The organism is Mycobacterium conspicuum (assembly GCF_010730195.1).
GTDB classification, from domain to species: Bacteria; Actinomycetota; Actinomycetes; order Mycobacteriales; family Mycobacteriaceae; genus Mycobacterium; species Mycobacterium conspicuum.
On the sequence record NZ_AP022613.1, the window covers coordinates 6,090,665 to 6,115,288 of the forward strand.

A 24,624-nucleotide genomic window follows, 5' to 3' on the forward strand; every position below is an offset into this window, starting at 1 on the left:
GGCCCTCGGATGAAAACATGTCCGAGTGCCGGGCGAGATCTTCAACAGTGAATCGCGGTTGTCGTGGGTGCTGGCGGTGTTGGCCGGCGTGCTGGGAGCCACCGCCTACATGCACTCCGCGGGCTACTTCGTCACCTTCATGACCGGGAACGCCCAGCGCGCCGTGCTCGGGTACTTCAGCAACGATGCCGGGCTGGCGGTCTCGGCGGGCGTGCTCATCGTGTGCTTCGTCGCCGGCGTGGTGGTCGCCTCCATCTGCCGGCGGCGACTCTGGTCGGGGCATCCGCACGGCCCGACCGTGCTGACCACCTTCAGCCTGGTGGCCGCCACGGTGCTGGATGTCATCGACGAGGGCTGGGCAGAACTGCAGCTCGATTTCACGCCAATCATGTTGGTGGCCTTCGGCATTGGCGCGTTGAATACGTCGTTCGTCGAAGACGGCGAGGTGTCGGTGCCGTTGAGCTATGTGACGGGCACGCTGGTCAAGATGGGCCAGGGCATCGAACGGCACATCGCCGGGGGCACCGCGTCGGACTGGCTCGGCTACTTTCTGCTTTTCGCCAGCTTCGTTGTGGGCGCGGTGATCGGTGGCGGCATCAGCCTGGTGGTCAACGGCACATGGATGCTGGTGGTCGCCTCGCTCATGTGCGCGCTGACGACCGGCTACACCTACTTTCACCAGGATCGCCGCGCCCGGGAATTCTGATAAATCAGCCCCAAAAGGAAGCATCGGCAGCAGCGCTGGCCGTTGCGCTGCTGCCGATGCTGGCTTGATGGACGCTCGGCCTAAGCAGAGTTGTTGCCGGCGTTGAGCACCTGCTGAATGTCCGGCTTCATCGCGATCAGCTGGGCATTCCAGTAGGGCCACGAGTGCGTGCCGTTGGCCGGGAAGTTGAACACCCCGTTGCGCCCACCCGAAGCCGTGTAGGTCTGCTGGAACTGCTCGTTGGTCCGCAACGTCATGCTTTCCAGGAACTTCGCCGGGACGTTGTCGCCGCCGAGGTCGTTGGCTGCGCCGTTACCGCAGTACACCCAGATCCGAGTGTTGTTGGCGACCAGTCGCGGAATCTGGACCATCGGGTCGTTGCGCTTCCACGCCGGGTCGGTCGACGGGCCCCACATGCTGTTGGCGTTGTAGCCGCCCGAGTCGTTCATCGCCAGGCCGATCAGCGTCGGCCACCAGCCCTCGGACGGGTTGAGGAAGCCGGAAAGTGATGCGGCGTAGGGGAATTGCTGCGGGTAGTAGGACGCCAGGATCAGCGCGGAGCCGCCGGACATGGACAGGCCCACCGCCGCGTTGCCGGTCGGCGAGACCTGCTTGTTGGCCTGCAGCCAGGCCGGCATCTCCTGGGTCAAGAACGTTTCCCACTTGTAGGTGTAGTTTTGCCCATTGCCCGACGACGGCTGGTACCAGTTGCTGTAGAAGCTGGACTGCCCGCCGACCGGCATGATCACCGACAGACCCGACTGGTAGTACTCCTCGAAGGCGTTGGTGTTGATGTCCCAGCCGTTGTAGTCGTCCTGGGCGCGCAGGCCGTCGAGCAGGTACACCGCGTGCGGTCCGCCGCCCTGGAACTGGACCTTGATTTCTCGGCCCATCGACGGCGACGGAATCTGCAGGTATTCCACCGGAAGACCCGGCTTGGAGAATGCCCCCGCGGTCGCCGTGCCACCGACGGCACAGACAAGACCGGACAACAGTCCCGCTCCTATGGTCGCGACAGCCAGCCGGCGTGGCAGCTTTGCCGTGGCGCCACGCAACTTTCGCATCCCCTCGAACAGCGTCATAGCTTCTACCCATCCCAACTTTTTCTGCCGCGTGATGCGGTCGAATCTGTCAGGGCGAGTGAAACACAGGGGGACAGCTCGCTTCGGCTGTCGCGGCCGCAGCTCGATGTCGCGGTTGGCTAACGATTAGGAGTCGGAGCGATCGCAAGCCCGGCGCAGCCGGGCGCAGCGGGTCGCGACCATCGGGTCAGGAGCGATCGCAAGCCCGGCGCAGCCGGGCGCAGCGGGTCGCGACCATCGGGTCAGGAGCGATCGCAAGCCCGGCGCAGCCGGGCGCAGCGGGTCGCGACCATCGGGTCAGGAGCGATCGCAAGCCCGGCGCAGCCGGGCGCAGCGGGTCGCGACCATCGGGTCAGGAGCGATCGCAAGCCCGGCGCAGCCGGGCGCAGCGGGTCGCGACCATCGGGTCAGGAGCGATCGCGAGCCCGGCGAAGCCGGGCGCTGCGGGTCGCGACCATCGGGCCGGAGCGATCGCGTCGGGATTCAAGCTAAGGGTCAAGACACCAAGCGGCGCAACAACGTTGAGGCCGTCGCAATGCCGATCAGCGCGGCCGCCACCAGCACGACGATGTCGAGCGGATTGAAGGGTGTGCCAATCAGCAGCGCCCGCAACGCATTGACTTCATAGCTGAGCGGGTTGACCGTGTTCAGCGCGCGCAACCAGGAGGGCATCACGTCGACGGGGTACAGCGCATTCGACGCGAAGAACAGCGGCATGGTGATGGCCTGCCCGATACCCATCAGACGATCGCGACTGCGCACCAGCCCGGCCAGTGTCATCGACAGGCACGCGAAGAACGCGGCCCCGAGCATCACGATGGCCATCGCGCCGAGGATCCGGAGCGGGTTGATGGTCAGGCCGACGCGCATCACATAGGCCAGCGCCATCACGCCGACGACCTGCGCGACCGACCGCACGCCGGCCGCGAAGGCCTTGCCGGTGATCAGCGCCGACGCCGGAGCCGGGGTCACCATCAGTTTGGCGAGGATGCCGGCGTCTCGATCCCAAATGATCTGTATGCCATAGAAGATCGAGATGAACAGCGCCGACTGGGCGATGATCCCCGGCGCCAAAAACGCCAAATAGGACACCGATCCGGTGTGAATCACGTGCAGCTTGCTGAACGTGGTGCCGAAGATCAGCAGCCACAACGCGGGCTGCACCATCCGGGTGACCAGTTCGGTGCGATCGTGTTGCAGCTTCTGCAGCTCGACGATCGCGAACGCGCTGACGCGATCCAGCGTCGCGGTGACCCGGTGCCATCCGCGCGGGGCTCGCACCAGGGTGACCGTCGCGGCGTGGTCAACTTGCACGGCTGGCAACCTTTCTGCTGGAACGGATTTGGCGGAACGACCCGGCTTCCTCTTGCGCCAAGTCCGCGGCCGCGTAGTGCCGGAACACGTCCTCGAGGGTGGCGCCGGGCGCCACCGCTTCCTTGAGCCTGGCGGGGGTGCCCACGGCCCGCAGTTCGCCGCGATGCATCAACGCGACCCGGTCGCACAACGCGTCGGCTTCCTCCATGTAGTGAGTGGTCAGCAGCACCGTCATGCCGAACTGGGACTGCATCTTCCGCACCTGAGCCCAAACACCGTCGCGGGCAATCGGATCCAGCCCGACCGTCGGTTCGTCGAGCACCAGCAGCGACGGGCGGTTGACCAGTGCCTGGGCCACCTCCAGGCGGCGCACCATGCCGCCGGAGTAGGTCCCGGCCAGCCGGTCGGCCACGTCATGTAACTGCATGGCGGCCAGTGCTTGATCGGCACGTTCGGTGCGCTGGGCGCGGGGCACCCCGTACAGCCGAGCGAACCATTCCACGTTCTGCCGGCCGGTCAGTGATGGCTCTATCGAAAGCTGTTGCGGCACATAGCCGATGTTGCTTCGGATATCGACGGTCTGATCGTGCGAATCCATTCCGAAGATGCGCAGCTCACCCTGCTGCACCGGCGCCAGCGTGGTGAGCATGCGCACCAGCGTCGTCTTTCCTGCGCCGTTGGGCCCCAGCAGGCCCATGGTCTCGCCGGGACGTACCTGCAACGTCAGGTCATCGACGGCGGTGAACTTGCCATAGCGGTACGTCAGCTTCCGGCAGTCGATGGCCGGCGGCAGTGATCCACTCATGATCGTCGCTCCTGCAATAGTCGGGTCATCGTGTCGAGAACCTCCAACCCCTTTGTCAGAGACTCGATTTGGTCACCGTCGAGTTCGGCGAGCACGTCGGCGAGCAGGGCGCGCCGGGCCCGACGAGACGCGTCGACGATCCGCTGGGTGGGCCCAACGAGCCGTAGTCGGCCAACGCGGCGGTCCGTCGGGTCAACCGTCCGCAGCAGTAGGCCCTTGGCTCCCAGCTTGGAGACCAGCGTCGACGCGGTGTTGGGCACCAGACCGAGTTCGGCGGCCGCGGCGCTGATCGAGATCCCCGGCCGCCGGCCGATGAGCCACAACAGCTCCGCCTGCGCTTCGGTGAGCCTTGCCGAATCCAAGCCCCGAGGCACGGACCGCCGAAGTTGCCGGCGAAACCGGCCCACGACGCCGAACACTTCGGCGATCAGATCCGTGCGTTCCTTGAGTGCTGGCATATATATCTCTGTTTACGAGCTATATATGTGCGCGCGCTGTGCCTGGCCTAGCCGTCAGCTACTTTTGTGCACGCGATGCAGCTCGACGTCCCTTAGCACCCCGCCGTCGGCGCTCGCGGTCATGTAGGTGCAGAACGGTTGGCGGCGGCGGTCGGTGGGCGAACCCGGATTGAGCAAGCGCAACCCGGTGCCCGTCGTGGTGTCCCAGGGGATGTGACTGTGCCCGAACACCAGGACGTCGCTGTCCGGATACAGCCGTGACATCCGGCCCTCGCGGCCGGCGGCCGCCCCGGTCTCGTGCACGACGGTGAAACGCACGCCGGCCAGCGTCGCGTCGGCGCGCTCCGGCAACCGCTCCCGCAAGACATCGCCGTCGTTGTTTCCCCAGCACGCGATCAATCGAGCGGCCCTGGCCTCCAGCTCGTCGAGCAGGTCGGGGGTCACCCAATCGCCGGCATGCACGACGACATCGGCCCTCGCGACTTCATCCCAGACCTGTGGGGGCAGGTCGCGGGCGCGTTTGGGGACGTGGGTATCGGCAATCAGCAGCAGCCTCACGGGTTCTATGCTTACCCCTCATGCGCACCTTCGAGTCAGTAGCGGACCTTGCCGCGGCCACGGGCGAGACCCTCGGGCAAAGCGACTGGGTGACCATCACCCAGGAAGATGTCAACCTGTTCGCCGATGCGACCGGCGACCACCAGTGGATCCACGTGGACCCCGAGCGTGCGGCCAAGGGCCCGTTCGGGAAAACCATCGCGCACGGCTACATGACGCTCTCGCTGCTGCCGCGGCTGCAGCACGAGATCTACACCGTGAACGGCATCAAGCTGGCGATCAACTACGGCCTCAACAAGGTCCGCTTCCCGTCGCCGGTACCCGTCGGCTCCAAGGTTCGCGCGGTTGCCTCGCTGGTCAGCGTCGACGACGTCGGTGACGGTGCCGTGCAGGCGGTGGTGTCGACCACCGTCGAGATCGACGGTGCGCCCAAGCCGGCGTGCGTCGCCGAGAGCATTGTCCGCTACGTTTCGTAGCTGCTCGGAGTCAGAACTCCGCGATCGAATGCTCTAGCCGCTCAGCCAGCCTCGCCTGTGCTTCGGCACGCCGAGTGGGAATGTGCTGTGACGGGAAAGGCGTTGTCACAGGCTGATATTCGCGCAAGGTGCGGCGGGCGACCGTCATCTTGTGCAACTCCGTCGCACCGTCGGCGATGCCCAGCGACTCGGCGGCCACCATCATCTTGACGAACGGCATCTCGTCGGAGACGCCGAGCGCGCCGTGCAGGTGCAAGGCCCGCTGCGCCACGTCGTGCAGCACCTGCGGCATCGCGACCTTGACCGCGGCGATGTCGCGGCGCACCTTCTGGTAGTCGTGGTGTTTGTCGATCAGCCACGCCGTGCGCAGCACCAGCAGCCGGAACTGCTCGATCTGGATCCAGCTGTCGGCGATCTTCTCCTGGGTCATCTGGAAATCGGACAGGTGACCGTGCCTGGTCCTGCGTGACACGGCGCGCTCGCACATCATGTCAAAAGCCTTGCGCGCCAGAGCGATTGTGCGCATCGCGTGGTGAATGCGGCCCCCACCCAGGCGAGTCTGCGCGATCATGAACGCCGACCCTTCACCGCCCAGCACGTGATCGGCCGGCACCCGGACGTCGTTGTAGCGGACGTATCCGTGCGAACCGTGCTTGCCCGACTCGGCCCCCACCCCGACGTTGCGGATGATCTCGATGCCCGGTGTCTCGCCGGGCACGATGAACAGTGACATCTTGTCGTAGGTGCGGGCGTCGGGCTTGGTCACCGCCATCACGATGAAAAACGATGCGTGCTTGGCGTTGGACGAAAACCACTTCTCCCCGTTGATCACCCAGTCGTCACCGTCGCGGGTCGCCTGCGTGACGAACATGCCGGGATCGGAGCCGCCCTGCGGTTCGGTCATCGAGTAGCAGGACGTGATCTCGCCGTCCAGCAGCGGCTGCAGATAGCGGGCCTTCTGCTCGTCGGTGCCGAACAGCGCGAGGATTTCCGCGTTTCCCGAATCGGGCGCCTGACAACCAAACACCGACGGTGCCCACCGCGAACGCCCGAGGATCTCGTTGAGCAGCGCAAGCTTGACCTGACCGAAGCCCTGGCCGCCGAGGTCGGGAGTCAGGTGCGCCGCCCACAATCCCTGATCCTTCACCTGCTGCTGCAAGGGCCGCAGGATCGCCATCATCTCGGCGTTGGTCTTGTCGTATGGATCAAGCGAGACCAGGTCGAGCGGTTCGAGTTCCTCGACCATGAACTTTTCTACCCAGTCCAGCTTCGCCTGGTATTCCGGGTCCGTTTCGAAATCCCACACGTTTGAATACTCGCATGGACCCGCGTGCTATCACCATCGTCCCGATCGGCACCGTGCACAGCACCCGCACGGAACCGACCGACGACGCCTGGGACCGCGAGACGACGCTGATCCGGCTGTCCGATGAGTTCGACGAATCGGCGCTGTGGGGCCTGGACGGCTTCTCCCACATCGAGGTGATCTACGCGTTCCACCGCGTCGGCGCCGACGACGTCGAGCTCGCCGCGCGCCGCCCCCGGGGTAATCCCGACTGGCCCGAGGTGGGCATCTTCGCCCAGCGCGGCAAGAACCGCCCGAACCGTCTCGGAGTCACCACCTGCACCCTGTTGGGCGTCGATGGACTCGCGATCACGGTCCGGGGGCTCGACGCGATTGACGGCACGCCGGTGATCGATATCAAGCCCTACATGAAGGAGTTCGGTCCCCGCGGGCACGTGCGCCAGCCCGCCTGGGCGACGGAGCTCATGGGCGGCTATTGGGAATGAATCGGGCCACCGGAGGGTCTGAGAACGTATGAAACTCAACGACGCCGCACGCGATCTCATCGGAAAGGGTGTCGACGCCACGCTGGTCACCCTGAACCCCGACGGCAGTCCGCAGGTGTCCCTGGTCTGGGTCCAACTGCAGTCCGCGCCCGACGGGGAGCCGGACGGCGACGAACTCGTCACCGCCCACCTCGGCGAGCACAAGAAGGTTCGCAACGTCCGCAACGATCCCCGCGTGGCCCTCACGATCGCCGCGGTGGGCGACGTCGTCCCGGAGATGCGCCCCTACCTCGCGGTCTATGGCACTGCCCGGATCGTCGAGGGCGGAGCCCCGGAGGTGCTCAAGGAACTGGCGCAGACCTTGTCCAACCCCGAGGTGTTCCCGCCGGCGGGCGCACCGCCCGGATTCCTGACGCGCATTCGCATCGACAAGATCGGTGGCATCGGTCCCTGGGCGTCCTGAGTAACGTGACCCGGGTGGCTCCCCAAGCACGTCCGGCGCACAAGGGCGACGTACGCGAGCTGTCGCGCACGCTGGCCCGGGCCTTCTACGACGATCCCGTGATGAGCTGGCTGCTTCCCGACGCGAAATCGCGTACGGCGCAGCTACCCCGGCTCTTCGCGACGATAACCCGCCACCACCATCTGGCCCGCGGCGCCGTCGAGGTCGCGTCTGACGGGCCGGACATCGGCGCGGCGGCACTGTGGGACCCACCCAACGAATGGCAAGAATCGCGCTGGGAGCAGCTGGCGCAGATACCGACGTTCCTGCGGGTGTTCGGCCGGCACTCGGCGCGGGGACGCGCGATACAGGAATTGATGAAACGCTGGCACCCCGAGGAGCCGCACTGGTATCTGGCCGTCATCGGCAGCGACCCGTCGGTGCGTGGCAAAGGATTCGGACAGGTGTTGATGAGCTCGCGCCTCGACCGCGTCGATGCCGAACACGCTCCGGCGTATCTGGAGTCGAGCAAATCCGAAAACATCCCCTACTACCAACGATTCGGCTTCGAGGTGACCGGCGAGATCGTGTTACCGCACGGCGGCCCCACCATGTGGCCGATGTGGCGCCAGCCGCGTTAAGGCCTTAGGAAATCGGCACGTTCATCGGCCCGTCCGGCACCGGCGTCGGCGCGGCGGCCGGTATGGGCGGTGCAGTGACGACGGACTGGAACTGCGGGCAGTAGGCGGCGATCGCGGACCCGGTGAAGAAGGTGCTGTCGGCCATCGACAGGTTGGCGTCGCTGGCCACGACGGTCACCAGATCACTCATCGATGTGGCGGGGTTCCCGGCCAGTTGACCGCACACGTCGTTCTGCGCCACCGCGATCGCCCGGTCCATGGTGCCGTACTGCACGCCCCGGCCGTCGAGGGCTTGCAGGAAGGAGTCGTCGGCGCCGTCGGCGCGGGCCGGCGCCGAAACCAGACTGACCGCGGCCGCCATGATCCCGGCGACAAAGGCCGCTGCGGCCAGAGATACGCGGTAGTACATGGGCGGAGCGTATGCCGCTAGGGACTGCTGCGCCAGCTCGCGATGCCGATGGCGATCATCCGCAGCTGCTTGACCGCCACTCGCCGGATTTCTTCCAACGCTTCGGCGCTCTGGGCGTCCTCGATCAGCTCGGCGATGGCGATCATGGCATTGACGAAAAGCGTGGCCAGCACGTTGAGGTCTTCGGTGCTCCAGGCGTTGAGCCCCGGGAAGCGGGCCAGGTCGGTGGCCAGCTCGGAGGTGATCAGCCGGATCTCGGTGCGGATGGCGTAGCGCAGCACGGACAGCCCGCTGGAGCGCTCCCGGCCGATGAGGCGCCAGTGCTCGCGCCGTTCGGCGACGCTGCCGACCAGGATCTCGACGGAGGATTCGATCACCCGGGTGGGGTCGAGCTTGCCCGCGCGCGCTCCGCGCAGGGTGTCGCGCAGGGTGCGAAACGACTCGTCGATCAGCACCAGCCCGAGGGCCTCCATCGACTCGAAGTGCCGGTAGAACGCCGCGGGGACGATCCCGACCTCGCGGGTCACCTCGCGCAGGCTCAGGCTGGAAAAGCTCTGGTCCTGCAGCAGCTTGAGCGCGGCGGCGATGATGGCGCGCCGGGTGGCCTCTTTGCGCTCCTCGCGCGACGGGCTTTCGCGTGAACGGCTCCGCCCCGACCGGCGGGGGTGTGAGCTAGGAGTACGGCTGTTCACTGTGTGAAGCCTACCACATACCAGCAAAAAAGCCTTGACTAGCTGGGGTATCTAGTCGCACGGTGTACATATGTTCACTCAAACTTTGAAGCAACGAGTCCTGGGTTCCAACCTAGTCGACCTGCTTACCGGTCCGCACGGCGTCGACCGCTATACCGAGTTGGTGGCGCCGACCTGGACGATCGGCGAGGCCCGAGCCAAGGTGATCGACGTGCGGCGCAGCACACCGCGCAGCGTCACCCTCACGCTGGCCCCGAACGCCGCGTTCAATGGCCGCTCCCTGCAGGCCGGTCAATATGTCAACCTCACGGTCGACATCGACGGCCGCCGGCACACCCGGTGCTACTCGCCGGCCAACGCCGAGGGCGGCCCCCACCTCGAGCTGACGATCGGTCACCACGACGGCGGGCTGGTCTCGACGTACCTCTACGAGCGGGCCCGGCGCGGCATGGTGGTCGGACTGGCCGGCGTCGGCGGCGGCTTCGTGATGCCCGCCGAGCGTCCGCGCCGCATCCTGTTCGTCTCCGGCGGCAGCGGCATCACACCCGTCATGGCGATGCTGCGCACGCTGGTCAATGAAGGCCACCGGGGCGAGGTCGCGTTCGTCCACTACGCGCGCAGCCCGCAAGAGGCCTGCTATCGCGACGAGCTGGCTGAGCTGAAGCGGGTGCGGGTGCTGCACGGGTACACCCGATCGGGTGCCGGCGACCTCGTCGGCTCGTTTGGGCGGGAGCACCTGGCCGCCGCGATGCGATCACCCGACGCGGTGTTCGTTTGCGGCCCAACAACTTTGGTCGAGGCCGTCCGGCAGCACTGCGACAACGTGTACACCGAAAGCTTCGTGCCGCCGGTGTTTGAACCCACCGCGAACCCATCCGGTAGCCGAATCACCTTCTCGGACAGCGGAATCGACGTCACCGACGACGGCCGTTCGCTGCTTGAGCAGGCCGAATCGGCGGGCCTGACGCCGCAAAACGGATGCCGGATGGGCATCTGCCACACCTGCACGCGGCGCAAGACCGCCGGCACCGTGCGAAACCTCACCACCGGCTCGGTCTCGACCGGCGCCGACGAAAACATACAGATCTGCGTGTCCGTCCCGGTCGGCGATGTCGACATCGCACTTTAGGAGGAAATGCCATGCCTAACAACACGATTACCCTGACCCGCGAGCAGGCCGACGAATTCGGTCGCGAACTGGACGCCATCAAGGAACGCATCATGGCGGACCTCGGCGAAAAGGACGCCGACTACATCCGCCGCGTCATCAAGGCCCAACGTGCGCTGGAAGTCGGCGGGCGCGCCCTGCTATTCCTGCCCCCGGCGTGGCTGCTGGGCACCGCGATGCTGGGCGTGTCGAAGATCATGGACAACATGGAGATCGGGCACAACATCATGCACGGTCAGTACGACTGGATGCGTGACCCGGCGATCTCCGGTCAGTCCTTCGAGTGGGACACCGCGTGCCCCGCCGATCAATGGCGGCATTCGCACAACTACATGCATCACACCCACACCAACATCGTCGGGATGGACCGCGACATCGGCTACGGCATCCTCCGGATGAGCGAAGACCAGCCCTGGGAGCCGTACTTCTTGGGCAACCCGCTCTACGCCTTCCTGCTGATGGTGCTGTTCCAGTACGGCGTGGCGCTGCACGAGCTGGAGACCGAGAAGATCCGCGCCGGCGAGATCTCAGTCCGCGACAAGCGGGACACCCTCAAGGAGATCTGGAAGAAGACCCGCCGCCAGGCGCTGAAGGACTACGTCGCCTTCCCGTTGCTGGCCGGGCCGTTCGCGCCCTTCGTCTTCACCGGCAACCTCACCGCCAACCTGATGCGCAACGTGTGGTCGTACATGATCATCTTCTGCGGCCACTTCCCCGACGGCACACAGGAATTCACCGTCGAGGAGACCACGGACGAGTCCCGCGGCCAGTGGTATTTCCGTCAGGTCCTCGGTTCGGCGAACCTGACCGGCGGCAAACTCTTCCACCTGCTGTCGGGCAACCTGTCGCACCAGATCGAGCACCACCTGTTCCCGGACATGCCGGCGCGCCGGTACGCCGAGATCGCGCCCGAGGTGCAAGAGATCTGCGAACGCTACGGCATCCCCTACAACAAGGGTCCGCTGCTGCGCCAGTTCGGCACCGTCGTCCGCAAGATCGTCAGGCTGGCGTTCCCGGACTCGCTGAAGTCCACGGCCGACAGGCCTGACGATCGGGTACCTGCCGCGGCGTAGACGGGAGCACAATAGGCGTCGTGGAATGGACCGGCGCCCGCTACGCGGACAACCCAACAGTGGAAGCATCGACGTGGATCGACGCTGACCCGGAGCGGGTCTGGAGCCTGGTCTCCGACATCGAACTGATGCCGACGCTCTCCAACGAGCTGCAGCGGGTCGAGTGGACCGACGGGGCCGATCGGCCCCGGGTCGGCGCCCGCTTCGTCGGATATAACGAGCACGACGCGTTCGGGCAATGGAGCACCACCTCGCAGATCGTCGAGTGCGACCAGCCACGTGAATTCTGTTGGGCGGTAGGCGACCCCGAGAACCCCTCGGCGAAGTGGCGCTTTCGGCTGGCGCAACGCGACGGCGGTACCGCGCTGAGCTTCTGGATGCAGATGGGCCCGGGACGCTCGGGCTTGTCGGTCGCCATCGACTCGATGCCCGACAAGGAGGAAAAGATCGTCTTCGTGCGGATGCGCGAGTTCGAGGCGGCGATCGACAAGACCCTGGCGGCGATCAAACGGCTGGCCGAACACGGGGTGCGCTGATGCGGACCGCCACGACGGTCGAGCTGTCCCAACCGGGGGTGGTCGACTTCGTGGTCGAGGCCGAAAAACTGGGCCTGGATGTGTGCTGGGTCGCCGAGGCGTGGGGGACGGACGCTCCGTCGGCCATCGGCTACCTCGCGGCCCGGACCGACCGGATGGTGCTCGGCTCGGGTGTGATTCAGGTCGGTACCCGCTCGCCGGTACTCGTCGCGCAGACGGCGATCACGCTGTCCAACCTGTCCGGCGGACGGTTCCTGCTCGGCCTGGGGGCGTCCGGACCTCAGGTGATGGAGGGCCTGCACGGGGTGTCCTTCGCCCGTCCGTTGACCCGCATGCGCGAGACCGTCGAGCTCGTCCGGCAGGTGTTCGAGGGCGGGAAGATCTCGTACTCCGGCAAGGAGATTCAGATTCCGCGCCCGGGCGGGGAAGCGGTGCCGATGCGCTTGTCCACCCGGCCCGAGCATCCCATTCCCATTTATCTGGCCACCTTGTCGCCGGCGATGCTGCGGTTGACCGGACAGATCGCGGACGGCTGGCTGGGCACCAGCTTCGTCCCGGAGGGCGCCGACGACGCCTACTTCGCCCACCTCGACCAGGGACTGGCGGCCGCCGGGCGCACCCGCGCCGACATCGACATCTGTCAGGGCGCCGAGGTCGCCTTCGCGGCCGACGAGGGCGAACTCAGCGGCATGGTCGCCGACCGCAAGAAAGACCTGGCGTTCAGCCTCGGCGGCATGGGGTCGTCGAGCACCAACTTCTACAACCAGGCCTACAGCCGTCAGGGCTGGGCCGACGTCGCCGCCGAGGTCCGCGAGCGCTGGCAGCGCGGCGACCGCGACGGCGCGGCCGCGTTGGTGACCGACGAGATGGTGCTGGCCACCACCTTGATTGGGACGGAAGAGATGGTGCGGGCGCGCCTCAAGGTGTGGCGCGACGCGGGCGTGGCCACCGTGCGGCTGTATCCGGCGGGCGACAGCTTGGACGCCAAGCTGGACACCCTGGGCCGGGCGATCGATCTGGTCCGCCGAACGTGAACTGAGGGCGGGATTTTCGCGATTTTTCCGCCCTCAGTTCACGCTCGGCGAGCTAGGAGACGGACGTCGGCGCGTCCGACACTTTTACCAGCTCTACCTGCGGTCGCGCCGGCACGGTGTCGGCGAGGAACCAGCGGAACGCCAGGTTGCCGAGTGGATACCCAAGCGTGGTCAGTGAATTCGGATGGGTAAGTATCTCGCGGGACAGAACGATGGTCACCGAGCCGTCGCTGTTGAGCGCCGCACTGTGGTTGTTGAGCGAGGAGCGGGCGTCTTCGTCGCCGTAGGTGGCCATGAACTGGTTCCACACCACCAGATTCCAGAACCGGCACGACGGCGGCCGATGCGTGATGACCAGCGCCTCGTCGTCGTCGAGCACGAAGCTGCCGTAGGCGTAGCAAGCGTCGCGGGCCGACCAGCCGAAGTTGGCGTCGGGGACCTGATAGGGATCGGCGAATTCGTTTGCGGTGTGGGCAGTTTCGTGGCCCAGCCCGTGATGGTCGTCGACGCGGTTTCCCACCGGCAGCGGCACGATGGCGCCCATCGTGCGCATCCAGGCGGCAGCCGCCCGCAGGCGGGCCGCGGTTTCGGCGTCGCCATGACGGATCGGGTCCGGGTCGTCGAGCGCCTCGATGTTCCACGTCACCGGGCGGCCCGTTCGCGGGTCGGCCTGGTAGTCGCGGGTCATCAGCACGGCGGCGTCGGCCGTCGGCGGGAATTCGAAGGAGAAGTTGCCGTCGGCATCGATGTCCAGATCGGTGTCGCGCACGATCGCGACGATCCGGTCGGACCAGGCGCCCGGGGATGGCTCGTTGTAGGCGGTCACCGAGAAGTACACGCTGTCACCCTTGTTGCCGCTGATGCGGTAGCGACGCTTCGGGTCGACCGGGCAGATGAAGTAATACGCATCGGTGTTGTCGCCGCCCCAGCGGCGGTCGCGACGGAATGGCGTGTTGACCGCGACGAACTGCGGGCGACCGGGCTCGGGGAACAGGTACGTGTCGAAGGCGACGCCCAGGGTCGTCGCCAGCATGCGGTAGCCGTCGGCAATGTGGCGGTCGTCGGAGACCGCCCGGTCGCCCTCCAGAAAGTTGCGGTCGAGGTCGCCGATGGTGGCCAGCAACTCTTTCCACGCGGCGGTCGATTCGTGCGTCATGCGGTGATTCCTTTCAGGAGCAACGTGGTGGTGCGATCGACCCAGGTGCCGTCGAGTTCGGCGGGGCGGGTGAGCAGGCCGATCAGCGTGATGCCGGCCATCGCTTCGGCCAATTCGGCCGCGGTCACGTCCGCGCGAACCTCACCGCGCGCCGCGGCACCTTCCAACAGTTCGGCGAGCCCGCCGCCGATGATGCCGGCGAAGCGCTCCAACAGCGCCGCATGCAGCGTCGGGTCCGCAGCCATCTCGCCGACCAACCCCGGCAGCGCCGCTTTCGCGGCCGGCGTCGTCAGGAAAACCATTGCGCGGCGCACCATTTCGCGCAGATCCTCCGGCAGTGAGCCGGTGTCGGGAAGGTCGGTCGCGGCGCCGATGGGAAACACCGCCTCGTGCACGAGGTGCGCCTTGCTCGGCCAGCGCCGGTAGATCGCCGGCTTGCTGGTGCCGGCGCGCTCGGCGATGGCGGAGACCAGCAGTCCGGGATAGCCGGTTTCGGCGAGCAGCTCGACCGTGGCGCGCAGCACCGCGGCGTCGATGCGCGGGTCGCGGGGTCGGCCAAAATCAACAACCATTACGAAACTCAAAGTAACATAAGTCGCCGTGACCGACGTCGTTCGCCTAAATGACCTGGCCAAGCCGGAATTCAGCGGCGAGGCCCAGCAGATTCTCGACATGATGGCCGCCATGGCCCCTCAGTGCCCGTTGGATGCCGACGCGCTGCACGCCCAGGCCAGCGCCGACACCGGCCTCAGCGATTTCGGGCCGCCCGACTACCGCGAACGCTTCGACGTCTACCTGGCCGCGCTGCGTGAGATTGACGGCCTGCACGACGCCGGGGTGGTCAACTTCTACGGGCAACTGCTGCAGTTGCTCAAGAACCGGTTGCTGCTGACCGACCTGCTGCGTCGGCACCCCGAGATCGGCGACATCGAACTGCATCCGCCGGTGGTGATCGCCGGGCTGCCCCGAACGGGCACCACCCACCTGCACAACCTGCTGGCGGCGGCGCCCACGTTCCGCACCATGCCCTATTGGGAAAGCAACGAGCCGTTCCCGCTGCCGAACGAGCTTGGCGCCGAACCGGATCCGCGGCGGGCGCGGATGGACGTCGCGGTGACGGTCGTCAATACCGTGATGCCTTATTTCCCGCTCATGCACGAGATGACCACGGACCACGTCCACGAAGAGATCCAGCTACTCGCCAACGACATTTCCACGATGTTGTTCGAGACACTCGCCGAGGTGCCGCGCTGGCGCGACTACTACCGGGCACACGACCAGACGCCGCATTACCAATACCTGGCGACCCAGCTCAAGGCGATGCAGTTCCTGCGCGGGGGGCGGCGCTGGCTGCTGAAGTCGCCCCAGCATCTCGAGCAGGTGCCGGTGCTGAATCGCGTCTTCCCCGGCAGCATCGTCGTCTTCACCCACCGCGACCCGGTGCCAGTGGCGCTGTCCATGGTCGCGATGATCACCTACTCCGCGCGCATGCACCGCACGCCGGTGCCGGTCGAACAGATCGCCAATTCCTGGATCGAGCGCCTCGAGCAGATGCTCAACGCACTGGTCCGCGATCGCCACACCATCGGGCCGGACCGCTCGATCGACATCCGCTTCGACGATTTCATGGCCGACGAAATCGGGGTTGCCGAAAGGGTTTACGCGTTGGCCGGCGAACCCTTCGGCGCACCGGAGCGCGGCGCGGTCGCCGAGTATCTGAGTGGGCACCAGCGCGGCCGGCTGGGCAGCGTCGAAACATCGTGCGAGATGTTCGGGCTGCGCGAGGACGATCTGCGGACCCGCTTCGCGCCGTATGTCGAGCGGTTTCTGACATAGTCTGTCGGCATGGTGGCAATGCCGACGCTCGAGGGTGTCGAACACAGGTACGTCGATCTCGGTGCCGGTGTCACGATCCACGTCGCCGATGCCGGCCCCGCTGACGGTCCGGCGGTGATGCTGGTGCACGGCTTCCCGGAGAACTGGTGGGAGTGGCATGACCTGATCGGACCGCTGGCCGCCGACGGCTACCGCGTGTTGTGCCCCGACCTGCGCGGGGCCGGCTGGAGCTCGGCGCCCCGGTCCAGCTACACCAAGGACGAGATGGCCGAGGACCTGGCCGGCGTGCTCGATCAGTTGAACGTCGACGCGGTCAAGATCGTCGCGCACGACTGGGGCGGACCGGTGGCGTTCATCATGATGCTGCGACACCCGGCGAAGGTGACCGGCTTCATGGGCGTGAACACCTCGGCGCCCTGGGTGACGCCCAATCTCTCGTCGCTGCGCAACATCTGGCGGTTTTGGTACCAGATCCCGATGGTGCTCCCGGTCATCGGTCCCCGGATCATCGCCGATCCGAAGGGCCGTTATCTGCGTATCCTCGCCGGCGGATTCGGCGTGCCCGAGGAAGACATCCGCATGTATGTCGAATGCATGCGTCAGCCGGGGCACGCGGAGGCCGGTTCGCGGTGGTATCGCGCGTTTCAGACCAAAGAGGTGCTGCGGTGGATGCGCGGCGCGTTTGACACCCGCGTCGGCGTGCCGGTGCGCTGGCTACATGGAACCGGCGATCCGGTCATCACGCCCGACATTCTGAACGGATATGCCGACCGCGCAAGCGATTTCGAGGTCGAATTGGTCGACGGTGTCGGCCACTGGATCGTCGAGCAGCGGCCGGAGCTGGTGTTGGACCGGGTCCGGGCCTTCCTCAGGGCTTGACCAGGATCCGGATCGGGTCGCCGTCCTGACGCTCCAGCTTCTCGATGCCCGATGCGACGTCTTCGAGTGAGACGATCTCGCTAATCGAGCGCGAGAGGTCAAGGCGCCCAAGCGATACCAACTTCGCCAGGGTGGCGATGTCGGCGTTCTGGTAGCCGAGGTGCCCGAGCACCTGCTTGCGGGTCAACCCGAACATGGCCGTGGGTCCGATCGTCGGCGCCTCGGCGCTCATCCCGACGCCGACCAGCCGGCCGCCGGGGGTCAGGCAGTCGAGGGCTTGCTCGAACGTCGCTTTCACGCCCACGGCGTCGAAGGCCACGTCGAGTTTGCGTCCCTCGGTGACCTCGGCGATTTTGTCGGGCAGCCGTTCGTCGCGCGAGTCGAACGCGTGGTCCGCGCCGAGTTCCAGGGCGCGGTCCAAAACGACGGGGTTGATGTCGACGGCAATCACCGGCACCGCGCCGACCAACCGGGCGAGCTGGACGGTGTGCGTGCCCAGGCCGCCGACACCCCAGACGCCAACCGATTCGCCGACGGCCACTTGCCCGGTTCGGACCACGGCGCCGTACGGCGTCGACACCGCATCGGCCAGGATCGCGGCCTGTTCCAGCGGAACGTTGTCCGGCACCCGGGTCAGGCCGACGGCCTGCGCCACGGTGTATTCGGCCCAGGCGCCGTCGTAGGCAAAGGCCATCAACTGGATCCGCAGGCAGTTGACCACGTCGCCGCGTCGGCAGTTCGGACACCGCTGGCACGGGCGGCCGGCGGCGACCACCACGCGATCGCCCTCGTTCCAGCCGGTCACCCCCGCGCCGAGGGCGGCGATGGTGCCCGAGGCCTCGTGGCCCTGGATCACCACCGGCAACTGGGGCGGGAACGTCCCGTTGATCAGACTCAGGTCTGAGTGGCATATGCCGCAGAAGGCGACTTTGACGAGAACCTCACCGGGTCCCGGGTCAGGTATCGGAACATCTTCCAGCGCAATGGTTTTGGTGTCTGCGTAGAAGCGTTCGGCGCGCATGGTGGCCGCCACGGTTATTCGACGCCGATCGTCACTTCGGTCGACTTGATGAACACCGTCGCGGGCTGACCGACCGCCAGGCCCAGCTCGACCGCGGCATCCTTGGTCACCGAGGAGGTGACGATCTGATCGCCGCCGTCGAGTCGAATCTTGACCACCGCCATCACGGTGCCGAGGTCGACCTCGGTGATGGTGCCCTTGAGCTGATTTCGGGTGGATAGCCGCATGGCGATGAGCCTAGGCGCGCGGGCCCAGCAGCGCTATGGACGCATCGACGGCGGGTTCGACGATCTCGCGGACCGGCCTGCCATCTTCGACGGCGAGCGCGGTGAGTTCGCGCAGCCCGCCCACCAGGATGACGGCCAATGGCGGAGTCAGCGGCGGCAGGTTGGCCCGGCGCACCCCGGGGCTACCGGTCAAATCGATGAGCAGTGAGGTCAACGACCGCAACCCGTGACGCTGCACGGAGCGACTGACGTCGCCCAGCGACGGAAGCTCCCGAATCCAGGCCAGCGTCATGGCGGGTCGGGACTCGATGCTGCCCACGTAACCCTCGACGGCCTGCCGGATCTGTTGGTGCCAGTCGGCCTCGGGATCGACCGCGGCGCGGATGTCCTCGGCCGTCTTTTCGATCTCGGCGCGCACCAGCTCGAGAAAGCACGGCTCCTTGCCTTCGAAGTGGTCGTAGAACGTGCGCTTGGACGTGCGCGCGTGGCGGACGATGTCGGCGACGGTGGTGGCGCGGTAGCCGCGCTCGCCGATCGAGGTGGCGAGGCCGTCAAGCAGGCGCAGCCGAAACGGGTCAGCGTCTGCGGCCACTGCCGTCGTCACCGCTGATGTCACGGGCGGTCCCCTTCCGGTGCCGACGAGGCCTTGTCATCTTTGGTACCACAGAGTACCGTACCGGGAAAGCCCTCGGTACACCGCGGTACCAACCCCGAAACGGGGTGGCGAATGTTGGGAGCACTCCGCCATGAGCGAAGCAGCCGAAGCAGTCCTGGCGCCACCGGCAGCACCCGCTGTCAACCTGCCGCCCGCCACCAGACTGCCGAAGGCCGTCCAGGGTCTGGCCTTCGCGATGTCGCGGCGCTGGATAATCCCGCGGCTGGCCCGCCGCTACGGCAATGTCTTCTCGCTGAACGTGCCGATGTTCGGCCGCATCGTGGTGGTCGCCGAGCCCGAGCTGGCCAAGCAGATCTTCACCACCAGCCCGGACGAGCTCGGCAACATCCAGCCCAACCTGAGCCGCGTGTTCGGCAGCGGCTCGGTCTTCGCCCTGGATCGCGAGGACCACCGCCGTCGGCGGCGGTTGTTGGCGCCCCCGTTCCACGGCAAGAGCATGAAGAACTACGAGGCCATCATCGAAGAAGAGACCCTGCGCGAGACCGCGAAATGGGTTGAAGGCCAACCGTTCCCAACGCTGCCGTCGATGATGCGCATCACGCTCAACGCCATCCTGCGCGCGGTATTCGGGGCCGACGGGGCCGAACTCGACGAGTTGCGCGAGATCATCCCGCCGTGGGTCACCCTCGGCTCGCGGGTGGCGGCGCTGCCGAAACCCAAACGGAGCTACGGACGCTACAGCCCGTGGGGCCGGATGGACAGGTGGCGACGCCAGTACGACGTCGTGATCGACAAGCTGATCGCCAACGAGCAGGCGGACCCGAACTTCGCCGATCGAACCGATGTCCTCGCGCTGATGCTGCGCAGCACCTACGACGACGGTCCGGTCATGTCGCGCAAGGACATTGCCGACGAACTACTCACCCTATTGGCCGCCGGGCACGAAACCACCGCCTCCACGCTGGCCTGGGCATTCGAGCGGGTGACCCGCCACCCCGACCTGCTGGCGGCGTTGGTCGAGGAGGCCGACGGTGGCGGCCAGGAGTTGCGTCAAGCGACGATCCTGGAAGTCCAACGGTCCAGGACCGTCATTGATTTCGCGGCCCGCAGCATCTACCCGCCGGTCTACCAACTCGGCGAATGGGTCATTCCCCGCGGGTACTCGCTGATCGTGAGCATCGCGCAGATACACGACAACCCCGAGGTCTTCCCCAACCCGGAGCGTTTCGACCCGCAGCGGTTTATCGGATCCAAGCCGTCCACGTTCGCGTGGATTCCGTTCGGCGGCGGCACCCGCCGGTGTGTCGGGGCCGCGTTCGCCAACATGGAGATGGACGTGGTGTTGCGAACTGTGCTGCGCCACTTCACCATTGAGGCCACCGATGTTCCCGCGGAGGACTGGTACTGCCGCGGTGTCGCCTACACGCCGAAGGATGGCGGACGGATAGTGGTGCGCCGCCGCTGATTCGCCCCCGTCATCGCCGAGCGTGAGCTGAGGGCGAAATAATCGCGAAAACCTCGCCGTCAGAACGCTTTCGGCGAGGGCCGGCGGGGGTCGGCGGGGGATGCGTCAGCGGCCCGCGTCGGCCCGTCGGGGCAGCTTCCAGCCCGGACGCACGTAGTGGCAGGTGTACCCGTTGGGGTACCGCTCCAGGTAATCCTGATGCTCAGGCTCGGCCTCCCAGAAGTCGCCGGCCGGGGCGACCTCGGTCACGACCTTGCCGGGCCACAGGCCCGACGCTTCGACGTCGGCGATCGTGTCCAGCGCGATGTTCTTCTGCTCGTCGTCGAGGTAGTAGATGGCCGAACGGTAGCTGGGCCCGATGTCGTTGCCCTGCCGGTTCTTCGTTGTGGGGTCGTGGATCTGGAAGAAGAACTCCAGCAGCGCGCGGTAGTCGGTGACCGCGGGGTCGTAGATGATTTCGACGGCCTCGGCGTGCATGCCGTGATTGCGGTAGGTCGCGTTGGGAACCTCGCCGCCGGCATAGCCGACCCGGGTCGAGAGCACGCCGGGCTGCTTGCGGATCAGGTCTTGCATTCCCCAGAAGCAGCCGCCCGCCAGGATGGCTTTTTGAGTGCTGGTCACTCGCCCCAGGCTACACTCCGGCGATGACGTCTAACCTCGCAAAGAAGCCCTCGTGAGCAGCCCGGCGTTCTCCCGTAGCGAACTGGCCGCCGCCTTCGAAAAATTCGAGGAAACGGTCGCCCGGGCCGCCGAAACCCGCGACTGGGACGCCTGGGTCGCCCAGTACACGCCCGACGTCGACTACATCGAGCACGCGATGGGCACGATGAAGGGTCGCGAGCAGGTGCGCGACTGGATTCAGCGGACGATGACGACGTTTCCGGGCAGCCACATGATCGCCTTCCCCACGTTATGGTCGGTCATCGACGAGCCCACCGGGCGCGTGATCCTCGAATTGGACAACCCGATGCGCGACCCCGGTGACGGCAGCGTGATCAGCGCGACCAACATCACGATCATCACCTATGCCGGCGACGGCCTGTGGTCCCGCGAAGAAGACATCTACAACCCGCTGCGCTTTTTGAAGGCCGGGCTGAAGTGGTGCCGCAAGGCCCAGGCTTTGGGCACGCTCGACGACGACGCCGCGCGCTGGATGCGGGAGAACGGCGGCGGGACTCAATGAATTCGGTGAGCCCGAAGCTGGTGATCGGCGCCAACGGCTTCCTCGGTTCACACGTGACCCGCCTGCTCGTCGCCGACGGCCACGACGTGCGGGCGATGGTGCGCCCGAACGCCAACACCCGCGCCATCGACGACCTTCAGGTCACCCGGTTTCACGGCGACGTCTTTGACAGCGACACCCTGTGCGAGGCGATGGACGGCGTCGACGACGTCTACCACTGCGTCGTCGACACCCGGGCCTGGTTGCGTGATCCGTCGCCGCTGTTTCGCACCAACGTCGAAGGTTTGCGCAACGTCCTCGATGTGGCCGTCAAACAGCCCGAGCTGCGTCGCTTCATCTTCACCAGCACCTACGCGACGGTGGGTCGGCGGCACGGGCACGTGGCAAGCGAAGAGGACGTGATCGGCACGCGCGGCTTGACTCCCTACGTCCAATCCCGGGTCGAGGCCGAGAATTTGGTGATGCGGTACGTGGCCGAGGCCGGCCTGCCGGCCGTCGCGATGTGCGTGTCGACGACCTACGGCAGCGGCGACTGGGGCCGCACCCCGCACGGCGCCTTCATCGCCGGCGCGGTGTTCGGCAAGCTGCCGTTCTCGATGAACGGCATCCAGTTGGAGGTCGTCGGCGTGGACGACGCCGCGAGGGCGATGATTCTCGCCGCGGAACGCGGGCGCATCGGCGAGCGGTACCTCATCTCGGAAAAGATGATGGCGATCAAGGAAGTGGTGCGGATCGCGGCCGACGAGGCCGGGGTGCCGCCGCCGGCGCGATCGATCTCGGTGCCCGCGCTGTATGCGCTGGGCGCACTCGGCAGCCTGAGAGCGCGGCTCACCGGCAAGGACGCCGAGCTCAGCCTGAAATCGGTGCGGATGATGCGCGCCGAGGCCGAGGTGGATCACAGCAAGGCCGTGCGCGAACTGGGTTGGCAACCGCGCCCCGTCGAGGAGTCGATTCGCGAGGCCGCCCGGTTCTGGGCCGCGATGCGTACCGCCGGGAAGAAGAGCAGCCCGGCCTGAGTCGCACGCGCTGAGCCTGAGCACGGCCTCGGGCTGATCGGCGCTTACGGGCCGCCGGCGCCGCCGTCGCCGCCGTGGACTGTGGTGCCGCCGCCGCTGCCGAAGGCGCCGCCGCCGCCACCACCACCCCCGATGTTGGCGCTGCCGCCGCTGCCGCCGGTGGCGGTCGCGCCGCCCGAAGCAAAGCTCTTGCCGTCGGCCCCGTCGGTGCCGGCGCCGCCGACGGGCTGGCCCGTGCCGCCGGTGCCGCTGGCGCCGCCGGCAACGCCCTGGGCGCTGCCGCCTTGGCCGCCGGCGCCGCCGGCGCCGCCGGCGATTGCGCCGCCACCACCCCCACCACCACCGGCGGCGTCCCTACCACCGACGGCGGCGGCCGGCTGGCCGCCGTCGCCGCCGACCCCGCCGCCGGTCCCTAGTCCGTTGGCGCCGTCGAAGCCGCCGCCGGAGGTTGCGGTGGTGGTGGTGACGTCGGCAGCGGCGCCGCCGCCGCCCCCACCACCGGGGCCGCCGGTGGCGCCGGCGGCGGCCCCGCCGCCACCTCCGGCGCCACCGTTGCCGGAGACAGAGGCACTGCCGACCGTCGCGGCGACGCCACCGCCATTGCCGCCTTGGCCGCCGTTGCCGCCGGCGCCGCCGCCGGTGCTGTTGCCCCCGTGGCCGCCGCCGCCACCACCGCCGGCGATGGAGATGGCGTCGGTGGTGCCAGTGCCGGACGCGCTGCCGCCGTTGCCGCCGTTGCCGCCGTTGCCCCCGGTGACGCCGTTGCCGCCATTACCGCCGTTCCCGCCCTGCAAGCCCTCGGCCGCCACGACGCCCGTGCCGGAGGAGGTGGTGTTGCCGCTGTTGCCGCCGTTGCCGCCGGTGCCGCCGATGCCGGCGGCGCTGCTGCCGCCGGTGCCGCCGGCGCCGCCGAACCCGGCGACGCCGCCGGAGGAAGCGGTGTCGTTGCCGCCGTCGCCGCCGTTGCCGCCGGTGCCGCCGGTACCCGCGGCGCCCGCGCTGGCGCCGGTGCCGCCCGCGCCACCCAAGCCGGCGGCCCCGCCGTTGCCGCCGTTGCCGCCGTGGCCGGCGGACCCGGTGTCGACGTCCGCGCCGTGGCCGCCTTGGCCGCCCGCGCCGCCCTGGCCTCCCGCGCCACCGCCGCCGGCATGGCCGCCCAACAAACCCGACAATCCCTCGGCTTGCCCACCGCTGCCGCCCACCCCGCCGTTGCCGCCCAAACCGCCGTTCGTGCCGTTGACACCAGCGAGGGCGTTGCCGGCTCCGCCGGCCCCACCCAGCCCGCCCGCGCCGCCGGCGCCGCCGGCGCCGCCATTGCCGTGCAGCAGCCCGCCGTTGCCGCCGGCCCCTCCGGCCCCGCCGTTGCCACCGGGGCCGCCGGGGGTGCTGGTGCCCGCGTTGCCGGTGGTGCCGGTGACGCCGGCGCCGCCCGCCCCGCCCCGGCCGCCGCTGCCAAACAAGAAGGCGTCGCCGCCCTTGCCGCCCGGCTGCCCCGGCGCCCCGGAACCGCCGGCGCCGCCGTTGCCAAACAGCCAACCGCCGTCGCCACCGTTTTGTCCGGTCCCGGCCTTACCGTTGGCGCCGTTGCCGACGATCGGGCGTCCCGTCGCCGCGGCGACGGGGGAAAACACCGCAAGTTTTTGAGCACCAGCCACCAGGGCTGCCAGGGGCGAGGCGTTGGCTGCCTCGACGGCCGCATAGCCGGCCCCGCTGGCCGCCAGCGTCGATGCGAACTCGGCGTGAAACGCCGCGGCCTGCGCACGAAGCGCTTGAAAGGCCTGCCCATGCCCGGAAAGCAGCGACGCGATCGCCGCCGAGACCTCATCCTCGGCGGCGGCCGCCACCGCGGTGATCGGGGCCGCCGCGGCGGCATGCGCGGCGCTCAGCGCCGAGTCGATGACTTCCAAATCCGAGGCCGCCGACGCGAGAAAGTCCGGGATTGCCACCATGTACGACATCGCGCCCCCTCGAGGTCGCTGGCCGATCGCCGCAACACACGACGTTCAAAGCTATCGCAAAGCGTACGCCGAACCGGCTCGT

29 protein-coding genes are annotated in these 24,624 nt (G+C 67.6%); 14 read left to right on the plus strand and 15 right to left on the minus strand.

What is annotated here, in order from left to right; translation table 11 throughout:
* Positions 1-25: 25 nt before the first annotated feature.
* Complete coding sequence (locus G6N66_RS28025; RefSeq protein ID WP_085231891.1) at positions 26-706, plus strand: YoaK family protein; 681 nt, start codon at positions 26-28, stop codon at positions 704-706.
* A gap of 80 nt (positions 707-786) precedes the next feature.
* On the opposite strand, the gene ag85C is transcribed toward G6N66_RS28025, so the two are convergent.
* The 5 genes from ag85C to G6N66_RS28050 all read right to left on the minus strand — a co-directional run bounded on the left by ag85C (position 787) and on the right by G6N66_RS28050 (position 4,923).
* Complete coding sequence (gene ag85C, locus G6N66_RS28030) at positions 787-1,788, minus strand: diacylglycerol acyltransferase/mycolyltransferase Ag85C (protein ID WP_085231892.1); 1,002 nt, start codon at positions 1,786-1,788, stop codon at positions 787-789.
* Positions 1,789-2,283: 495 nt separating this feature from the next.
* Positions 2,284-3,102: an ABC transporter permease gene (locus G6N66_RS28035; protein WP_085231893.1), complete on the minus strand. Its 819-nt coding sequence runs from the start codon at positions 3,100-3,102 to the stop codon at positions 2,284-2,286.
* Positions 3,092-3,907 (minus strand): ATP-binding cassette domain-containing protein, encoded by an 816-nt coding sequence (locus tag G6N66_RS28040; RefSeq protein WP_085231894.1) that lies wholly within the window; start codon positions 3,905-3,907, stop codon positions 3,092-3,094. Before G6N66_RS28040 ends, G6N66_RS28035 begins: the two co-directional genes overlap by 11 nt.
* Entirely contained in the window at positions 3,904-4,365 is a 462-nt protein-coding gene (locus G6N66_RS28045) for a MarR family winged helix-turn-helix transcriptional regulator (protein WP_085231895.1), read from the minus strand. Before G6N66_RS28045 ends, G6N66_RS28040 begins: the two co-directional genes overlap by 4 nt.
* A gap of 54 nt (positions 4,366-4,419) precedes the next feature.
* A complete protein-coding gene (locus G6N66_RS28050) occupies positions 4,420-4,923 on the minus strand; it encodes a metallophosphoesterase family protein (protein WP_085231896.1) in 504 nt (167 codons plus the stop codon).
* 20 nt (positions 4,924-4,943) lie between these two features.
* Here G6N66_RS28050 and G6N66_RS28055 point away from each other — a divergent pair, with 20 nt between their 5' ends.
* Positions 4,944-5,399: a MaoC family dehydratase gene (locus G6N66_RS28055; RefSeq protein ID WP_085231897.1), complete on the plus strand. Its 456-nt coding sequence runs from the start codon at positions 4,944-4,946 to the stop codon at positions 5,397-5,399.
* A gap of 10 nt (positions 5,400-5,409) precedes the next feature.
* On the opposite strand, the gene G6N66_RS28060 is transcribed toward G6N66_RS28055, so the two are convergent.
* Entirely contained in the window at positions 5,410-6,705 is a 1,296-nt protein-coding gene (locus tag G6N66_RS28060) for an acyl-CoA dehydrogenase family protein (RefSeq protein WP_085231898.1), read from the minus strand.
* A gap of 14 nt (positions 6,706-6,719) precedes the next feature.
* On the opposite strand from G6N66_RS28060, the gene G6N66_RS28065 reads away from it, so the two are divergent.
* From G6N66_RS28065 to G6N66_RS28075, 3 genes are read left to right on the plus strand one after another with little or no spacing between them, the layout of a single operon-like run.
* A complete protein-coding gene (locus tag G6N66_RS28065) occupies positions 6,720-7,190 on the plus strand; it encodes an SAM-dependent methyltransferase (RefSeq protein WP_085231899.1) in 471 nt (156 codons plus the stop codon).
* Positions 7,191-7,218: 28 nt separating this feature from the next.
* A complete protein-coding gene (locus tag G6N66_RS28070; RefSeq protein ID WP_085231900.1) occupies positions 7,219-7,653 on the plus strand; it encodes a TIGR03618 family F420-dependent PPOX class oxidoreductase in 435 nt (144 codons plus the stop codon).
* 14 nt (positions 7,654-7,667) lie between these two features.
* A complete protein-coding gene (locus G6N66_RS28075) occupies positions 7,668-8,273 on the plus strand; it encodes a GNAT family N-acetyltransferase (RefSeq protein ID WP_085231926.1) in 606 nt (201 codons plus the stop codon).
* A gap of 4 nt (positions 8,274-8,277) precedes the next feature.
* Here the strand turns inward: G6N66_RS28075 and G6N66_RS28080 are convergent, their stop codons facing one another.
* Both G6N66_RS28080 and G6N66_RS28085 read right to left on the minus strand, forming a co-directional pair.
* Entirely contained in the window at positions 8,278-8,682 is a 405-nt protein-coding gene (locus G6N66_RS28080; protein ID WP_085231901.1) for a DUF732 domain-containing protein, read from the minus strand.
* Positions 8,683-8,699: 17 nt separating this feature from the next.
* Positions 8,700-9,374 (minus strand): TetR family transcriptional regulator, encoded by a 675-nt coding sequence (locus G6N66_RS28085; protein WP_085231902.1) that lies wholly within the window; start codon positions 9,372-9,374, stop codon positions 8,700-8,702.
* Between the two features lie 70 nt (positions 9,375-9,444).
* Here G6N66_RS28085 and G6N66_RS28090 point away from each other — a divergent pair, with 70 nt between their 5' ends.
* Genes G6N66_RS28090 through G6N66_RS28105 form a run of 4 tightly spaced genes read left to right on the plus strand, consistent with a single transcriptional unit; the run spans position 9,445 to position 13,185 of the window.
* A complete protein-coding gene (locus G6N66_RS28090) occupies positions 9,445-10,503 on the plus strand; it encodes a flavin reductase family protein (RefSeq protein ID WP_085231903.1) in 1,059 nt (352 codons plus the stop codon).
* A gap of 11 nt (positions 10,504-10,514) precedes the next feature.
* Complete coding sequence (locus G6N66_RS28095; RefSeq protein ID WP_085231904.1) at positions 10,515-11,615, plus strand: fatty acid desaturase family protein; 1,101 nt, start codon at positions 10,515-10,517, stop codon at positions 11,613-11,615.
* Between the two features lie 20 nt (positions 11,616-11,635).
* Positions 11,636-12,151 carry an SRPBCC family protein gene (locus G6N66_RS28100; RefSeq protein WP_085231905.1) on the plus strand — a complete coding sequence of 172 codons (516 nt, stop codon included), beginning with the start codon at positions 11,636-11,638 and terminating at the stop codon, positions 12,149-12,151.
* A complete protein-coding gene (locus G6N66_RS28105) occupies positions 12,151-13,185 on the plus strand; it encodes an LLM class flavin-dependent oxidoreductase (RefSeq protein WP_085231906.1) in 1,035 nt (344 codons plus the stop codon). Before G6N66_RS28100 ends, G6N66_RS28105 begins: the two co-directional genes overlap by 1 nt.
* A gap of 52 nt (positions 13,186-13,237) precedes the next feature.
* Here G6N66_RS28105 and G6N66_RS28110 read toward each other — a convergent pair whose 3' ends face one another.
* Together G6N66_RS28110 and G6N66_RS28115 are read right to left on the minus strand one after the other, a co-directional pair.
* Positions 13,238-14,341, minus strand: coding sequence for a DUF1214 domain-containing protein (locus G6N66_RS28110; RefSeq protein ID WP_085231907.1), 1,104 nt, complete (start codon positions 14,339-14,341; stop codon positions 13,238-13,240).
* Complete coding sequence (locus tag G6N66_RS28115) at positions 14,338-14,913, minus strand: TetR/AcrR family transcriptional regulator (RefSeq protein ID WP_085231908.1); 576 nt, start codon at positions 14,911-14,913, stop codon at positions 14,338-14,340. Before G6N66_RS28115 ends, G6N66_RS28110 begins: the two co-directional genes overlap by 4 nt.
* Positions 14,914-14,941: 28 nt before the next feature.
* Here G6N66_RS28115 and G6N66_RS28120 point away from each other — a divergent pair, with 28 nt between their 5' ends.
* Both G6N66_RS28120 and G6N66_RS28125 read left to right on the plus strand, forming a co-directional pair.
* The gene (locus G6N66_RS28120) at positions 14,942-16,177 is read left to right on the plus strand and encodes a sulfotransferase family protein (protein ID WP_085231909.1); all 1,236 of its coding nucleotides are present in this window, start codon (positions 14,942-14,944) and stop codon (positions 16,175-16,177) included.
* Positions 16,178-16,186: 9 nt separating this feature from the next.
* Positions 16,187-17,056 carry an alpha/beta fold hydrolase gene (locus tag G6N66_RS28125; RefSeq protein WP_085231910.1) on the plus strand — a complete coding sequence of 290 codons (870 nt, stop codon included), beginning with the start codon at positions 16,187-16,189 and terminating at the stop codon, positions 17,054-17,056.
* Here G6N66_RS28125 and G6N66_RS28130 read toward each other — a convergent pair.
* The 3 genes from G6N66_RS28130 to G6N66_RS28140 are packed head-to-tail and all read right to left on the minus strand — an operon-like array spanning position 17,046 to position 18,920.
* Positions 17,046-18,089 (minus strand): zinc-binding dehydrogenase, encoded by a 1,044-nt coding sequence (locus tag G6N66_RS28130; protein ID WP_085231911.1) that lies wholly within the window; start codon positions 18,087-18,089, stop codon positions 17,046-17,048. The genes G6N66_RS28125 and G6N66_RS28130 overlap by 11 nt on opposite strands.
* Before the next feature lie 2 nt (positions 18,090-18,091).
* A complete protein-coding gene (locus tag G6N66_RS28135) occupies positions 18,092-18,304 on the minus strand; it encodes a TOBE domain-containing protein (RefSeq protein ID WP_085231912.1) in 213 nt (70 codons plus the stop codon).
* A 10-nt stretch (positions 18,305-18,314) separates the two neighbouring features.
* Positions 18,315-18,920 carry a TetR/AcrR family transcriptional regulator gene (locus tag G6N66_RS28140; protein WP_085231913.1) on the minus strand — a complete coding sequence of 202 codons (606 nt, stop codon included), beginning with the start codon at positions 18,918-18,920 and terminating at the stop codon, positions 18,315-18,317.
* A gap of 130 nt (positions 18,921-19,050) precedes the next feature.
* Between G6N66_RS28140 and G6N66_RS28145 the strand changes: the two genes are divergently transcribed.
* A complete protein-coding gene (locus G6N66_RS28145) occupies positions 19,051-20,385 on the plus strand; it encodes a cytochrome P450 (protein ID WP_085231914.1) in 1,335 nt (444 codons plus the stop codon).
* A 105-nt stretch (positions 20,386-20,490) separates the two neighbouring features.
* Here G6N66_RS28145 and msrA read toward each other — a convergent pair whose 3' ends face one another.
* Complete coding sequence (gene msrA, locus G6N66_RS28150) at positions 20,491-21,006, minus strand: peptide-methionine (S)-S-oxide reductase MsrA (RefSeq protein WP_085231915.1); 516 nt, start codon at positions 21,004-21,006, stop codon at positions 20,491-20,493.
* A 52-nt stretch (positions 21,007-21,058) separates the two neighbouring features.
* On the opposite strand from msrA, the gene G6N66_RS28155 reads away from it, so the two are divergent.
* Positions 21,059-21,568, plus strand: coding sequence for a nuclear transport factor 2 family protein (locus G6N66_RS28155; protein ID WP_085231916.1), 510 nt, complete (start codon positions 21,059-21,061; stop codon positions 21,566-21,568).
* Positions 21,565-22,584 (plus strand): NAD-dependent epimerase/dehydratase family protein, encoded by a 1,020-nt coding sequence (locus G6N66_RS28160; RefSeq protein ID WP_085231917.1) that lies wholly within the window; start codon positions 21,565-21,567, stop codon positions 22,582-22,584. The genes G6N66_RS28155 and G6N66_RS28160 overlap by 4 nt, the downstream gene beginning before the upstream one ends.
* Before the next feature lie 44 nt (positions 22,585-22,628).
* Here the strand turns inward: G6N66_RS28160 and G6N66_RS30195 are convergent, their stop codons facing one another.
* Positions 22,629-24,542, minus strand: coding sequence for a PE family protein (locus tag G6N66_RS30195; protein ID WP_197747055.1), 1,914 nt, complete (start codon positions 24,540-24,542; stop codon positions 22,629-22,631).
* Positions 24,543-24,624 lie beyond the last annotated feature (82 nt).

Bases quoted from the DNA above. Each gene is read 5' to 3' on its own strand.
- G6N66_RS28145 (WP_085231914.1), top strand. From the start codon at position 19,051: ATGAGCGAAGCAGCCGAAGCAGTCCTGGCGCCACCGGCAGCACCCGCT.
- G6N66_RS28095 (WP_085231904.1), top strand. From the start codon at position 10,515: ATGCCTAACAACACGATTACCCTGACCCGCGAGCAGGCCGACGAATTC.
- G6N66_RS28065 (WP_085231899.1), top strand. From the start codon at position 6,720: ATGGACCCGCGTGCTATCACCATCGTCCCGATCGGCACCGTGCACAGC.
- G6N66_RS28090 (WP_085231903.1), top strand. From the start codon at position 9,445: ATGTTCACTCAAACTTTGAAGCAACGAGTCCTGGGTTCCAACCTAGTC.
- G6N66_RS30195 (WP_197747055.1), bottom strand. From the start codon at position 24,542: ATGTCGTACATGGTGGCAATCCCGGACTTTCTCGCGTCGGCGGCCTCG.
- G6N66_RS28105 (WP_085231906.1), top strand. From the start codon at position 12,151: ATGCGGACCGCCACGACGGTCGAGCTGTCCCAACCGGGGGTGGTCGAC.
- G6N66_RS28115 (WP_085231908.1), bottom strand. From the start codon at position 14,913: ATGGTTGTTGATTTTGGCCGACCCCGCGACCCGCGCATCGACGCCGCG.
- G6N66_RS28110 (WP_085231907.1), bottom strand. From the start codon at position 14,341: ATGACGCACGAATCGACCGCCGCGTGGAAAGAGTTGCTGGCCACCATC.
- G6N66_RS28135 (WP_085231912.1), bottom strand. From the start codon at position 18,304: ATGCGGCTATCCACCCGAAATCAGCTCAAGGGCACCATCACCGAGGTC.
- ag85C (WP_085231892.1), bottom strand. From the start codon at position 1,788: ATGACGCTGTTCGAGGGGATGCGAAAGTTGCGTGGCGCCACGGCAAAG.
- G6N66_RS28080 (WP_085231901.1), bottom strand. From the start codon at position 8,682: ATGTACTACCGCGTATCTCTGGCCGCAGCGGCCTTTGTCGCCGGGATC.
- G6N66_RS28070 (WP_085231900.1), top strand. From the start codon at position 7,219: ATGAAACTCAACGACGCCGCACGCGATCTCATCGGAAAGGGTGTCGAC.
- G6N66_RS28125 (WP_085231910.1), top strand. From the start codon at position 16,187: ATGGTGGCAATGCCGACGCTCGAGGGTGTCGAACACAGGTACGTCGAT.
- G6N66_RS28160 (WP_085231917.1), top strand. From the start codon at position 21,565: ATGAATTCGGTGAGCCCGAAGCTGGTGATCGGCGCCAACGGCTTCCTC.
- G6N66_RS28045 (WP_085231895.1), bottom strand. From the start codon at position 4,365: ATGCCAGCACTCAAGGAACGCACGGATCTGATCGCCGAAGTGTTCGGC.
- G6N66_RS28040 (WP_085231894.1), bottom strand. From the start codon at position 3,907: ATGAGTGGATCACTGCCGCCGGCCATCGACTGCCGGAAGCTGACGTAC.
- G6N66_RS28055 (WP_085231897.1), top strand. From the start codon at position 4,944: ATGCGCACCTTCGAGTCAGTAGCGGACCTTGCCGCGGCCACGGGCGAG.